The sequence below is a fragment of the Variovorax sp. P4_B11 genome, from assembly GCF_056402355.1.
Window position 1 is genome coordinate 38,172 of the sequence record NZ_JBFUHO010000007.1, and the last position, 13,539, is coordinate 51,710.

Annotated in this window: 12 protein-coding genes; 1 reads left to right on the forward strand and 11 read right to left on the reverse strand. The window is 65.9% G+C overall.

Annotated elements, in window-relative coordinates; genetic code table 11:
* Nucleotides 1-18: 18 nt before the first annotated feature.
* From AC1DYD_RS09445 to AC1DYD_RS09490, 10 genes are all read right to left on the reverse strand, one after another.
* Nucleotides 19-798 carry an enoyl-CoA hydratase-related protein gene (locus AC1DYD_RS09445; RefSeq protein WP_478172478.1) on the reverse strand — a complete coding sequence of 260 codons (780 nt, stop codon included), beginning with the start codon at nucleotides 796-798 and terminating at the stop codon, nucleotides 19-21.
* 15 nt (nucleotides 799-813) lie between these two features.
* On the reverse strand, nucleotides 814-1,953 hold the full coding sequence (locus tag AC1DYD_RS09450) for a thiolase family protein (RefSeq protein WP_478172479.1): 1,140 nt from the start codon (nucleotides 1,951-1,953) through the stop codon (nucleotides 814-816).
* Nucleotides 1,954-1,965: 12 nt separating this feature from the next.
* Entirely contained in the window at nucleotides 1,966-2,391 is a 426-nt protein-coding gene (locus tag AC1DYD_RS09455) for a Zn-ribbon domain-containing OB-fold protein (protein ID WP_478172480.1), read from the reverse strand.
* A gap of 43 nt (nucleotides 2,392-2,434) precedes the next feature.
* Complete coding sequence (locus tag AC1DYD_RS09460; protein WP_478172481.1) at nucleotides 2,435-3,298, reverse strand: MaoC/PaaZ C-terminal domain-containing protein; 864 nt, start codon at nucleotides 3,296-3,298, stop codon at nucleotides 2,435-2,437.
* A gap of 4 nt (nucleotides 3,299-3,302) precedes the next feature.
* Nucleotides 3,303-4,187: an SDR family NAD(P)-dependent oxidoreductase gene (locus tag AC1DYD_RS09465; RefSeq protein WP_478172482.1), complete on the reverse strand. Its 885-nt coding sequence runs from the start codon at nucleotides 4,185-4,187 to the stop codon at nucleotides 3,303-3,305.
* Nucleotides 4,188-4,205: 18 nt separating this feature from the next.
* Complete coding sequence (locus AC1DYD_RS09470; RefSeq protein ID WP_478172483.1) at nucleotides 4,206-5,426, reverse strand: acyl-CoA dehydrogenase family protein; 1,221 nt, start codon at nucleotides 5,424-5,426, stop codon at nucleotides 4,206-4,208.
* A 5-nt stretch (nucleotides 5,427-5,431) separates the two neighbouring features.
* Nucleotides 5,432-6,562: an acyl-CoA dehydrogenase family protein gene (locus AC1DYD_RS09475; RefSeq protein ID WP_478172484.1), complete on the reverse strand. Its 1,131-nt coding sequence runs from the start codon at nucleotides 6,560-6,562 to the stop codon at nucleotides 5,432-5,434.
* Nucleotides 6,559-8,085, reverse strand: coding sequence for an aldehyde dehydrogenase family protein (locus tag AC1DYD_RS09480; RefSeq protein ID WP_478172485.1), 1,527 nt, complete (start codon nucleotides 8,083-8,085; stop codon nucleotides 6,559-6,561). The genes AC1DYD_RS09475 and AC1DYD_RS09480 overlap by 4 nt, the downstream gene beginning before the upstream one ends.
* Nucleotides 8,082-9,374 carry an amidohydrolase family protein gene (locus AC1DYD_RS09485; RefSeq protein WP_478172486.1) on the reverse strand — a complete coding sequence of 431 codons (1,293 nt, stop codon included), beginning with the start codon at nucleotides 9,372-9,374 and terminating at the stop codon, nucleotides 8,082-8,084. The genes AC1DYD_RS09480 and AC1DYD_RS09485 overlap by 4 nt, the downstream gene beginning before the upstream one ends.
* A gap of 111 nt (nucleotides 9,375-9,485) precedes the next feature.
* On the reverse strand, nucleotides 9,486-10,682 hold the full coding sequence (locus tag AC1DYD_RS09490; protein WP_478172487.1) for an acetyl-CoA C-acetyltransferase: 1,197 nt from the start codon (nucleotides 10,680-10,682) through the stop codon (nucleotides 9,486-9,488).
* 131 nt (nucleotides 10,683-10,813) lie between these two features.
* On the opposite strand from AC1DYD_RS09490, the gene AC1DYD_RS09495 reads away from it, so the two are divergent.
* Nucleotides 10,814-12,085 (forward strand): acetyl-CoA hydrolase/transferase family protein, encoded by a 1,272-nt coding sequence (locus tag AC1DYD_RS09495; protein ID WP_478172488.1) that lies wholly within the window; start codon nucleotides 10,814-10,816, stop codon nucleotides 12,083-12,085.
* A 241-nt stretch (nucleotides 12,086-12,326) separates the two neighbouring features.
* Here the strand turns inward: AC1DYD_RS09495 and AC1DYD_RS09500 are convergent, their stop codons facing one another.
* Nucleotides 12,327-13,532: a cytochrome P450 gene (locus tag AC1DYD_RS09500; RefSeq protein WP_478172489.1), complete on the reverse strand. Its 1,206-nt coding sequence runs from the start codon at nucleotides 13,530-13,532 to the stop codon at nucleotides 12,327-12,329.
* Nucleotides 13,533-13,539 lie beyond the last annotated feature (7 nt).

Genomic DNA, 13,539 nt, shown 5'->3' on the forward strand with positions numbered 1-13,539 from the left:
CTCAGCAAGGCAATGAATTCAGTGACCCGTCCAGCGGGGTGAGCGTCGTTCGGCGAAGGCTCTGGGGCCCTCGATGGCATCGCCTGATGCGCGCATGCGCAGGACCGCCGGGAGCGCGTCCTGCTCGCGCAGGGCCTGCTCCAGGTCGGCCTGGGCCAAACCGGTCAAGATCGTCTGCTTGGACGCCCGCACCGCCAAAGGAGCCAGCGCCAGGATCTGCTCCGCCCACCGACGCGCCGCGGCCACCGCCTGGCCGACCGGCACCACCTCATTGACGAAGCCCAGACGCTGAGCCTCTGCAGCCACCGCCCGCCGGCCGGTCAGCGCCATGCCCATGGCCGCCTTGAGACCGATCTGGCGCGGCAGGCGATGCAGACCGCCGGCCAAAGCCGCCAAGCCCACCTTGGGCTCGGGCAGACTGAAATGGGCCTGCTCGGTGGCGACCACGAGATCACAGGCCAGGGCCAACTCGAATCCGCCACCCGCAGCCAGCCCATTGACGGCGGCAATGACCGGCTTGTCCAGATCAAAGCGCGAAGTGAGCCCGCCGAAGCCGCTGGCCGGCATGGCCTGCCGACCCTGCTCGGCACGGAAATGCAGATCATTGCCGGCGCAGAAGGCCCGGTCGCCCGCACCGGTCAGGATGGCTACCCATTGACCTGGGTCCTGTGCAAACGCATCAAGGGCCGAGGCCAGTTCGTGGTGCGCGGGCGGGTGTAGTGCATTCAGCCGTTCGGGCCGCTCCAACACCACCAGCGTCAGCGGGCCTTCGCGTTCGACACGGATGAACTGGTACACCCTGCCTCCAAGCGATCAGGCTTTTTCGAGGATGTGCACGGCGCAGGCGCTGCCCAGGCCCACAACATGGGTCATCCCGATGCGTGCGCCCTGTACCTGCCGCGCGCCGGCTTCGCCGCGCAGATGCGTGCAGATCTCGTACACATTGGCGATGCCGGTGGCACCCAGCGGATGGCCCTTGGATAGCAGGCCGCCGGACACATTCACCGGCACACGCCCGCCCAGTGCCGTGGCGCCGCTGTCGATCATGCGGCCGCTCTCGCCGTCGGCACAGAGGCCGAGGTTCTCGTAGTGCAGCAGCTCGGCGGTGGCGAAGCAATCGTGAAGCTCGACCAGGTTCACTTCATCGGGGCCGATGCCGGCCATCTCGTAAGCTGTCTTGGCGGCCAGGCGCGTCACCGTGTTGACGTCCTGCATGACCAGATTGCGAGGGGTGAACGGATCGCTCGCCAGGGCCGAGGCGCGCACGCGCACTGCGCGGCCCATCAGGCCCAACTCGCGCACCTTCTTCTCAGACATCAGCACGGCCGCCGCGGCGCCGTCGACGTTCACCGAGCACATCAGCTTGGTATTCGGGTAGGCGATCATTTCCGACCCCAACACCTCTTCCAGCGGCGTTTCCTTCTGGTACATCGCCTTGGGGTTCATCGTCGAGTGGTGGTGGTTCTTCACCGACACCTGGGCGAACTGCTGCAGCGTGGTGCCGTACTTGCGCATGTGCTCCATCCCCACCATGGCAAACACGGCAGGCATGGTCTCGGAGCCGATCAGACCTTCGGCCGACAGAGGCTCGTTGCCCACCTTCTTTTTGACGATCATGCCGGCGGCCATCTTCTCGACGCCGATGCACAGCACTGTGTCATAGAGGCCGGCCTTAAGGGCCGTCCAGCCTTCGCGCAGCGCGGTCGCGCCAGTGGCGCAGGCATTGGTGCAATTGACGACCGGGATCCCGGTCTGGCCGATCAGCTGCAGCGTGCGCTGGCCGGTCATGGTCTCGCCGATATTGCCACTGTAGAGCGCCTGGATGTCGCGCATCGAGAGGCCGCAATCGTCCAGGGCACCCAGCGCGGCTTGAGCCGCTAGCTGCACCACGGTCTTGTCGGCGTAGCGACCGAACTTGATCATGTCGATGCCGACAACGTAGATGTCCGCCATGGTGTCTTTCCTTCAAGCGGGAACGAAGAAATGCGCGAGAAAGCCAGCCCCTTCGGCGTTGGCAAGCTCCGCACCACGGAAGACCATCCGCACCGGCATGCCGAACTGCAATTGGCCCGGATTGGCTTCGACATCGAGCAGGTTGCCCTTCACGGTGCCGCCGTCCTTCAAGTCGACGATGGCCGAGATGAAGGGCACCTTGATGCCCGGGTAGCTGCGGTAGACGATGGTGTAGTTATAGAGCGTGCCCTCGGTACCCATCTTCATGGCCTGCATCTCGCCGCGCTTGGTGCAGTGCCCGCAGTCCTCGCGCTGACCGAGATAGATCGCGCCACATGCCGAGCAGCGGCTGCCCTTGAGGTAAGGCGCGGCGCCATCTGCGGGAACCTCGGTGTAGGAAGTGGCAGGCTTGAGCGCCTGCCCGTCGTTGCTGTCCATATGGATGTTCCCCTCTGTTTGGAAGGCAAGTCGAGGGCTGCGTTCAGCGCAACTCCGTCCTGCCGTTCTTGATGACGATGACGCCGCGGGCCACGACCCGGGCTTCGAACAAAATCGTCTTGCCCTCGCGCCACAGGTCGACGGTGAGCGTGTCCCCCGGCAGCACCGGTGCCGAAAAGCGTGCGGCGTGACTGCCGATGAGATCGGAATCGAAGCCACAGAAGGCCTGCAGCACCGCGCGGCACGTGAGCCCGTAAGTGCACAGGCCATGCAGGATGGGCCGCTCGAAGCCGGCCACACGTGCAGTCTCGGGATCGGCATGCAAGGGGTTGCGGTCACCGCTGAGCCGGTAAAGCAAGGCCAGATCGGGCCGGGTGGGCAGATCCAGCGTCACATCCGGCGCGCGGCTCGGGCGCGCCGCGGCAGATTCGCCGCCTTGCGCCGGCCCGCCAAACCCGCCGTCGCCGCGGGCGAAGGCCGTCCGCGTCAGCGTCGCAATCAGGGAACTGTCGTCGGCATCGCGCAGCACAGTTTCGCGCACAACCACCGCGCCCTTGTCGACGCCCTTGTCGTAAACCGCCGCGACGCGGCTGTCCGCCAGGATGCGCCCCGACGCCGGGATCGGCCGGTGCAACACGGTCTGCTCTTCACCATGCAGCGTGCGGCGGCGGTCCAGCCCGATGCGCTCGGGGCCGATGCCCGCGCCCCAGGCGGCGACCGTGGCGAAGGTAGGCATCACCCGCAGCGCTTGTTCGCAATTCTCGTAGACGTAGCGCAACTCGTCCCCCTTGAGCGGGTCGCTGCCCAGCCCCACGCCGAGGGCATAGAGCATCACGTCGCGTTCATTCCATTCGAAGCGCCGCCCCTCTTCGCGCAGTTCGAGCACGCCTGGGTAGTCGATCGCCATGATCTTAGGCCTTGCTGGTAGGCCCGTAGGCGTTGACGTATTTCAGTTCGCGAGCAGGCATCAAGACCTGGCCCTTGGCGATGGCTGCCGCCAAGTCACGGGCAGTGAAGTCTGCCGGCGGCGTGAAGCCGTGGCCCATCTCCATGCGGATCTCGCTGACGTAGCCGCCGCCCGCCAGCAGGGTCTTGCCCGTCTGCTGGCCCGACAGCTCGCTCACCATGTACAGCAGCACGGGTGCCACGCGCTCGGCGGTGAAGGTCTTCTTGTATTCCTCGGAGGTCGTGGCGTCGGTGAGTTGGCTGGCCGCGGCGGGCGCAATGGTCCAGACGCGAATGCCGTACTTCTGGCCTTCGATGGCCAGCGAATTCGAGAAGCCCCAGATGCCGGCCTTGGCTGAGCCGTAGTTGATCTGGCCGAAGTTGCCGCGCAGGCCGGAGGTGGACGTGGTGTTGACGATCACGCCGCCGCGACCGCTGTCCTTCATGTGCAGGAACACCGGGCGGGTCACGCAGTAGGTGCCCTTGAGGTGCACGCGCACAACGAGGTCGAAATCGCTCTCTTCCAGCTTGGCCATGCTCTTGTCACGCAGGATGCCTGCGTTGTTGACGAGGATGTCCACGCCGCCGAAGGCGACTAGCGCCGTCTTCAGGATGGCTTCGCCACCGGCCACCGAACCCACGTCATCGTGGTTTGCGGCAGCCTTGCCGCCCAGGGCTTCGATCTCGGCTGCCACGCGTTCGGCGGGGCTCTTCTCACCCGGCGCAGCGGCGCGGGCGAAATCGTTGACGACCACGCTCGCCCCTTCCTGCGCCAACAAGAGGGCATAGGCTCGGCCCAGTCCCGCACCGGCGCCTGTGATGACGGCCACCTTTCCATCCAACAGTCCCATATCTTGTTTCCTTCAGTTTCAGCGGCTGCCGCTCAGCGCATTGAACGGCACGTCCTTGTCGACGCGAACGTCGGGCGGCAGTCCAAGGACCCGCTCGGCGATGATGTTTTTCAGAATCTCGTCAGTGCCCCCGGCGATGCGCAGCCCCGGTGCATGCAGGAAGTCGTGCTGCAGCGCAGCCTTGATCGCCGCCTGGCCTGGGTCGCAGACCAGGCCGTACAAATCCTGCTGCTCGATCAGCTCATGCGCCATTTCATGCATGCGGTTCACCGCCACGAGCTTGCCGACGGAGGACTCCGGGCCTGGCGCTTCGCCACGGGACATGGCGGTCATGGTGCGAAAGCGCGTGTACTTGAGCCCCTCGCTCTGCACGAACCAGTCAGCCAAGCGCGAACGGAACGCGCCGTCCTGCAGCAGGGTCGCTTCGCCGCGCGGCAGACTGGCGGCCAGGGACAGCACCGCGTCGATTTCCGGGCCGCGCGCCTTCCCGCCCTCTACGCGCTCATTCATCAATGTGAAGACCGCGACCTTCCAGCCCTCGTTCACCGCGCCCAGCCTTTGCACATCGGGCACGCGCACTTCGTCGAGGAAAACCTCGTTGAAGTCTGAGCCGCCGCTCATCTGGTGAATCGGCCGCACCGAGACGCCGGCCGCTTTCATGTCGATCCAGAACATCGTCAGGCCACGGTGCTTGGGCAGGCTGGGGTCGCTGCGGGTCAGCAGCAGACCGTAGTCCGAGTAGTGGGCACCGGTGGTCCAGACCTTCTGGCCGCTGATGAGCCATCCATCGCCGTCACGCACCGCACGCGTGCGCACGGCGGCCAGGTCCGAGCCGGCCGAGGGTTCGGAAAAAAGCTGGCACCAGATCTCATCGCCGCGCAGTGCCTGTGCGACAAAACGCTGGCGAGTCGCCTCATCGGCATACTTCATCACCGTCGGCAGGCACATGCCCAGTCCGATGCCGAAAAAGCCCACCGGCAGGTCGAGCCCGGCTTCTTCCTGGTTGAAGATCACCTGCTGAATGGCCGTGCCACCGCCCCCGCCCCATTCGCGTGGCCAAGTGATACGGGCATAGCGGGCCTCCGCCTTCAAGGCCTGCCAGGCGCGCGCGCGCACCAGTCGCGAGGCCTCGTCCTGGCCGGCAAAGTTTGCAGTCGCCACGCTCGCCGCATTGAGATGCAGCCACGCGCGAACCTCGGTGCGGTAGACCGCCTCTTCGGGAGTGTCGTCAAAGTCCATGGTCTTCAGACATCAACCGCTGCTTGCCGGCGTTCAAGTTGCATGACGAGGCGCTCCTTCCACCAGCGCGGCGCACCGGCCGCCAGGGCTAGGTGTTGCGCGCGACGATAGAACAGGTGGGCGTCCGCCTCCCAGGTGAAACCCATGCCGCCCTGCGTCTGGATGTTTTCCTTGGACGCCTGCCAGTAAGCGTCGCTGGCGGCGATACGTGCGCAGGCCGCCGCCAGAGGCAGAGCTGTGCCGCCGACATCCTTGTCCAGGGCCCAGGCGGCGTGATAGGCATTGGAGCGGGCCAGCTGGTTGCGCACAAAGACGTCAGCAAGCTTGTGTTTGATGGCCTGGTAGCTGGCGACAGCTCTGCCGAAAGCCTGTCGCTCCAGCGCAAAGTCGCGGGCCGCTTCCAGGCAGCGGTCGGCGCCGCCAATCTGCTCGAAGGCCAGCAAGGCTGCAGCGCGATCCTGGATCGCCTGCGCCATGGCGAGACCGTCGCCCGGGGCGCCCAGCACCTCCGCGTCGGCGCCGTGGAAGGCCACACGGGCCAGGCTGCGCGTTGGGTCGAGCGAGTCGAGCGCAGTCCGCTCAACTTGCGCGCTTGTGAGATCAACCAGATACAGCGTCGGCCCCTCGGAGCCCTGCGCCAACACCACGGCCGCGTGCGCCACATCGCCATCCACCACCGGCAGCTTGACGCCATGCAGCCGGCCCGCTTCGTAGCGCAGGCCCAGTTGGCGTGGCCAGGGATCGCCAGGGCCTTCTGCCGTGGCCATGCAGCCGATGCACGAGCCATCGGCAACTCGGGGCAGCCAGCGCGCCTGCTGCACCTCGCTGCCTGACTGCATCAGCGCCTGGGCGAAGAAATACAGGGTGGAAGCAAAAGGCACCGGCGCCAGCGCACGGCCCATCTCTTCGGCGATCACGCAGAGTTCCACATGACCCAGGCCAAGTCCACCGTGGGCCTCGGGCAGCACACTGCCCAACCAGCCCATGCCGGCGATCTCCGCCCACAGGTCGGCATCGTAGGAACAAGAAGACTCGTGCAGCACTCCGCGCACGACCTCGGGTGAGCAACGCGCGGTAAGGAATTTGCGCGCCTCGTATTGAAGCTGGCGCTGATCCAGGGTGTAGTCGAAGTTCACGCCGCGTGGATCTCGATGAGCTTCTGATGCGTGAATTCCTGCAGCCCCTCTTCGCCCAACTCCCGTCCATAACCGGAGCGACGGATGCCGCCGAAGGGGCCGCTGGAGAGCTGCGCGCCGGCGCCACCATTGATGGTGACGCCGCCGGTACGCATGCGCAGCGCCATCTCGTAGGCAGCGCCTGCGTCGGCGCTGAGGATGCCGCCACGCAGACCGAACTGCGAATGGTTGGCGATCTTGATGGCTTCGTCATCGCTGTCGAAGCCGATCACCACGCCCACCGGGCCGAAGATTTCTTCCTGCGCCAACGGCGAGTCACTGTCCACGCCATCGAACAGGGTTGGCTCGCAGAAGAAGCCACGGGAAAGATGCGCCGGCCGCCGGCCGCCGGCCAGCAGCCTTGCGCCGCTGTCCAAGCCCAGGGCGATGTAGCGCTCGACGCGATCCCGGGCGACGGCGCGGATCACCGGCCCCATCTGCGTGGCCGGGTCCATGGTGTCGCCGACCTTGACGGCCTTGGCCATCTCGGCCGCGCGGCGGCAGAACTCGGCGCGGATGCTGTTGTGCACCAGGGCGCGGGTGTTCATCGCGCAGCCCTGCCCGGCATGGGCGGTGAATCCGCGCACGGCCGTGGCCACGGCGAGGTCCATGTCGGCATCCTGCCGGACGATCAGGGCGGATTTGCCGCCAAGTTCCAGCACCGTGCGCTTGAGGCTCGGTGCGCACTGCCCGGCTATGGCGGCGCCGACGCTGTCCGAGCCGGTGAAGGTCACCATGTCGACATCGGCGTGGGTGGTCAGGCGTTCGCCCACTTCCTTGCCGCCGGTAACGATATTCAGCACACCCGCCGACAGGCCGGCAGCGTGCGCCGCGTCGGCCAGGATCAGCGCCTCAAAGGGCGTGTAGGGCGAGGGCTTCAGCACGCAGGTGTTGCCCATCAGCAGGGCTGGCACCACTTTGGCGACGTTGAGGAAATAGGGGTAGTTGTAGGGCGTGATTGCAGCGATGACGCCCACGGGATCGCGCACTACAAAGCCGGTGCCTAAAACCTTGCCCTTGGGTGACGGCGTGACCTCGGGCGCAAGCGCGCGCACCAGCGGCATGCGCAGCGCGGCTTCGATGAAATAGCGGAAGTGCTTCATCGGCCCGTCGAACTGGCGGCTGCGGGTCTGCGTGTGGACCGAGCCGGCTTCGAGGGTGATCAGTTGACAGATCGCTTCCGCATTCGCCAGCAGGTAGTCATGCATGCGGCGCAGGACCACCCCACGCTCCGCCACGCTCATGCGCGGCCAGGGACCGTGATCGAAGGCCTGCCGCGCCGCCGCGATGGCGGCCAGCACCTCGGGCTCCCCGCCAACCGGGGCGAGCGCGACTACCTCCTCGGTGGAAGGGTTGATCACTTCTTCCCGCGCAGCCGGGTCCAGGGCGACAAACTCGCCGTCGATGTACAGGCTGCCGGGATACTTCAGGGGTAATTGGAATGACACGGGGGGCTCCGGGCCGCGGCGCAGGCCGTCGATCACATGTGCGAAAGAATCTTCTTGATGTCCGCGGAAGTCACCGGCTTGTCGCCATCCCCCGCGGGGTTCAGACCGCCGCGCGACTTTGGCGCCGTGTCCACGTGCTTCGCCAGTTCGCGCAGCGCGCCCACGGTGCAGGCGTCCCGGCCGCCCAATGCACTGAAGGGGTCGTAGCTGAATTCGCGCATCGCGTTGAGGTGCGTGATCTTGTTGATGTCGCCCGACGGCAGGCTGCGAATGCCTTTCCACAGGTTCTCGGGCGAATACGGCCACGTGGCATCGGAATGCGGGAAGTCGGCCTCCCAGGTGATCATGTCCGTGCCGATGTCCTGCCGGTTGCGCAGGCCGAACTCGTCGTCAATGAAGCAGGTGATGATGTGGCGGCGGAAGACATCGCTCGGCCGATCCTTGCCGAATGTGGTGCGCGTCCAGGGGCTGTGCTGTTGGTGGGTGAAATCGGCGCGTTCGAGCAAGTAGGGAATCCAGCCGATGCCGCCTTCGGACAGCGCCATGCGCAGCTTCGGATAGCGCTTCCAGAAGCTAGCGAACATCCAGTCGGCCGCCGCGTTGGCGATCGAGATCGGCATGGAGGTGATCCAGGCATCGATCGGTGATTCGTCCGACGGGTAGGGCGCGTTGCCCGCAGAGCCGATGTGGCAGCAAATGACGACCGCATTGGCTTCGCAGACCGCCCACAACGGCTCCCAGCTTTCGGCGTGCAGGCTCGGCAGGCCGATCAGCGACGGATTCTCGGGGAATGAAATGGCGTGCACGCCGAGCCGGACCAAGCGTTCGACTTCGGCTACGGCCAGCTTCACATCCCACAGCGGCAGCAGGCCTAGCTTGATGAAACGGGCCGGATGCTTGCCGCACCATTCGTGAACGTGCCAGTCGTTGTAGGCGCGAATCGTCGCGAGCGCGAGAGCCTTGTCTGCCATCTTCTGGAATCGGGCGCCGGCGAAACCCGGGAACGAGCCGAAGCAGATCGAGCCCAGCACGCCGTTGGCATTCATGTCTTCGATGCGCGCATCGACGTCGTAGCAGCCCTTGCGCACCTGGTCATAGGACACGGGCTCAAAGCCGAACTCCTCCTTCGGACGCCCAGCGACCGCATTCAGTCCGAGGCCCGGCGCACGCATGCCTTCGAGTTGCCATTGGTGGGCGCCATCGGTGCCTCGGACCACCTTGGGGGCACGTTCCTTGAACTGCGCCGGCATGTGCCGATCGAACATGTTCTCGGGTTCGATCAGGTGATCGTCGACGCTGACGAGCACCATGTCTTGAAGTTCCACAGCTGTCTCCTTCGATGCATTCATGCAGGATTGAAAATGCCCGCAGTGTCTTACATAACTGATGATCTGTCAATTACTCGCAAACCCTTGATCGAAGGAATTTGCGTATTCTCAAAGTCTTTCGAAAAGGGCTGCGAGACCCTGGCCGCCGCCGATGCACATGGTCTCCAGTCCGTAGCGCCCCTGGCGGCGCTTCAGTTCGTGCAGGAGCGTCGTCATCATGCGCACACCGGTCGCGCCGATGGGGTGACCCAACGATATGCCTGAGCCGTTCACATTGAGCCGCTCAGGGTCATGCCACTGCCAGCCTTTGAGCACGGCGAGGGCCTGAGCCGCGAAGGCCTCGTTCAACTCGACCAGATCGATCTGCTCCAGCGCGACGCCTGTGCGCTGCGCCAGCTTCTGCACTGCGGGCACCGGCCCGATGCCCATGGTCGCCGGGTGGCACCCCGCAGCTGCCCAGCCCGCGAAGCGCCCCATGGGCGTGAGGCCCAGCGCGGCCACGCGGTGTTCGGCCACCACAAGACAAGCGGCGGCGGCATCGTTCTGCTGGCTGGAATTGCCGGCGGTTACGGTGCCATCCTTGAGCAAGGGGCGCAGCTTGGCCAGGGTTTCGACGGTGGTTTCGGGTCGGATGCCCTCGTCGCGCGAGAACAGCAGCGGATCGCCCTTCTTCTGCGGCACGGATACCGGGATCACTTCGTCGCTGAACTTTCCTTGTTCCCAGGCCTGCGCGGCACGCTGGTGGCTGCGCGCGGAAAACGCATCCGCCTCCTCGCGGCCGATGCCGTATTCACGTGCCAGGTTCTCGGCCGTTTCCGGCATGCCAGAAATGACGCCGAAGCGCTCCACGGGCTGCGAGCGTTCGCGGCCGCGCTGCAAGCGGTCATGCAAGCTCACCGAGCCTGCGCGCGAGCCCCAGCGCATGTCGGTGCTGTAGTACTCGATGTTGCTCATGCTTTCGACGCCAACCACCAGCACCACCTCGGCCGCGCCCGTCTGCACCATCATCGAGGCATCAATGACGGCCTGCAGGCCCGAACCGCAGCGACGATCCAGGGTGTAGCCAGGCACCTCCAGCGGCAGGCCGGCCGCCAGGCCGGCATAGCGCCCCATGCAAGGGGCTTCGCTGGACGCATAGGACTGCGCCACCACGACCTCGTCGATCAGGCTCGGGTCCAGGCCCGTGCGCTGCAGCACGGCCTGGATGACATGGACCGCCAGTTGGTCGGCGGTGAGCGTGCGCAGGGCACCGCCGAAGGCGCCGACCGGCGTGCGAAGCGGGGAGACGATGGTGGCTTGCTTCATCAAGTAACTCTCTGGTCAGGAAGGAGTAGCGCGTGCCGCGTGGAATGACGCGGGCCCGCGAGTAATTCCAGGTCGACAATAGCACATAACTGACATAACATCAGTTATTAATCACCCGACGCCCTCAGCTCATGCAATTTCTCGACCCCGGCAGCCCAAACCTGAGATCGATCGTGCGAGCCGGCGACCGGCTGATGTGGGGCCAGGGCGCCGCCGAGCCTCAGCTGCTCATACGCGCACTGATGGCGCAGCGCGAGAGCATCGGCGCCATCGACGCCTTCATCGGCACCACCTGGGCCGACACGCTGCAGGTCGGCCACGCAGATACAGTGCGGTTCAGCTCCTACTGTGGCGCCGGACGAAACCGCCAGCTCGCCAAGGCGGGTGCCCTGGACATCTGGCCCGGGCACTACAGCGAGCTGGGCCGCTGTCTTGCGCAAGGCCCGCTGCAAGTTGACGTTCTCCTGCTTCAACTCGCGCCGGTGGGCCCCGATGGCCGCTACAGCCTCTCGATGGCATGCGAGTATCTGGCGCCCTCGCTGTCAACGGCCCGTTGCATCGTGGCCGAGATCAACGAGCAGGCACCTTGGACGCACGGCCCCGCATCTCTGGGGGCGGCAGACATCCACTTTGCGGTGAAGGCTTCCTACGCGCCGGTGGACGCCCCCAAGTCGGGCGGCAGCGATATCGAGGCCACCATCGCGCGCCGAGTGGCCGACTTGATCGAGGACGGTTCGACGCTGCAATGCGGCATCGGCAACCTGCCCGAGGCGGTGCTGCGCGAACTGGGCAGCCGACGCGACCTGGGTCTGCACAGCGGTGCCTTCGTGGACCAGGCGGCAGTGCTGGCGAGCCAAGGCGTGATCAACAACGCCCGCAAGACCATCGATCGTGGCATCAGCGTGGCCGGCGTGCTGATGGGCTCAAGGATCGTGCGCGAATACGCCGACCACAACCCGAAGGTGGAACTGCGCAGCACCGAGTACACCCATGCGGCCGAGGTGCTGGCGCGCATCGACCGCTTCGTCGCCATCAACTCCGCCATCGAGATTGACTTGAGCGGCCAGGCCAACACCGAGATGGCGGGAGGGATCTATGTGGGCGCGGTAGGCGGAGGCACCGATTTCCTGCGCGGCGCGCAGCGCTCGCGCGGCGGCCTGCCCATCGTCGCCCTGCCCTCCCGAGCTGGCTCAGCCTCGCAGCCGATCAGCCGCATCGTCGCCCGCCTGTCAGGCCCGGTGAGCACGGCGCGCAGCGATGCCGGCATCGTGGTGACGGAATACGGCGTGGCCGATCTGCGCGGGTTGACGCTGGCGCAGCGCGTGCGCCGGATGCTTGACCTTGCACACCCGGACGATCGCGAGCGCCTCGAGCGCGAGGCGCATTGCAGCATGACGACTTGAAAGGAAGGAGACAACCCCTTTCAACAACAGCCACTCCCCCGCTCTCATCGGATGGATGGCCATCCACCACGCGACGGAGATTGCCGCGGTGGGTGGCCGAGTTGGACCGTCATCCATTCCGAGGCGCCCGCCTTCGTGCACGAACTCGGCGGGCTGGCCAGCAAACTGGCCTTCGCGGCTGGTGGCGGCCTGCATCAGCGGCCTGAGGCGAGCCGCGCTGCTGGACCCCGAGTCGACCTGCTCAACCCCAGCTCAAGGGCAGGTGCGTCACCGCATTGACGCGACCTGAATGGGCGCGAACCTCCTCGCCGTCGGAAATGCGGAATTCGGAGATGCGCGGCATCCACTCTTCCAGCATCACGCGCAACTCCAGCCTTGCAAGGTGCAGCCCCAGGCAGCGGTGCACGCCGCTGCCGAAGTTGAGGTGCGCCTTGTCCTGGCGATGAAAGTCCACCGTCAGCGGGTCCGGAAAGCGCCGTTCGTCGAGGTTATAGAGTGCAGTCGGCAGCAGCACCAGATCACCCCGGCGCATGCGCACGCCGCAGCAGTCCACATCTTCCGTCGCGACGCGGCCAAAGTTCGCGATGGAATGGCGACGCAGAAGTTCGTCCACCGCCGCGGGGATCAGCGACGGATCGTCCACGAGCTGCCGCCGGTGGGTCGAATGGCGAGCCAGGAAGTTCATGAAAAACCCCATGGTGGCGACCACCGTGTCCAGCCCCCCGAACATGACGTTCGCGGTCAGACTCAACACGTCGCTGACATCCAGCGGCCGCCCATCGACTTCGGCTGCGATCAGCCGGCTGATGAAGTCGTCCTGCGGCTTGGCCTGGCGTTCGACGACGCGCTGCTTCAGGTAGCCCATCATGGTGAGCATCGCCGTGTGGAACGACTGCGGGTCGGCATCGCGCGTCAACAGATCCGCCGCTGGCAGCAGTGCCTCGGCATCTCCGCGCGGAAGGTCCATCATCGACAGGAACAGGTGGATCGGCATGCGCTGCGCGAATGCGGACCGGAATTCGCAAGCGCCGTTCGCCCGAAAGCCCTCGATCAGCTCGACGGTGATGCGCCGCGCTTCCGCCTCGAGTTCGCGGATCGGCTTGGGGCCGAACGTCGGGTTCAGCAGCGAACGAATACCGGTGTGTTCGGGAGGGTCGATCTCGCCGGGCGCGAGCTGCATGTCGCGGGCGTCGCGCGACATCGCCACGCCAGCATTCGAGAAGCGCGCGGTGTCGGCATAGATGGGCAACGCGTCAGCCGCCCGGGTCACGACCCAGTGGCCACCGTTGCGCGGCGTGTAGAACACGTCGGGGCCCTCGTGCAGGCGCTTCCAGCCAAGGTGCAGGTCGCCGTCAACCGGCTGCACGGCAAAGAAGTCGAAGTCGACGATCTGCCTCGCCGGCACGTCCGGCAGTGACGGCTCTGGCGAGAGTGCGGTCTTGTGCATGGCGATA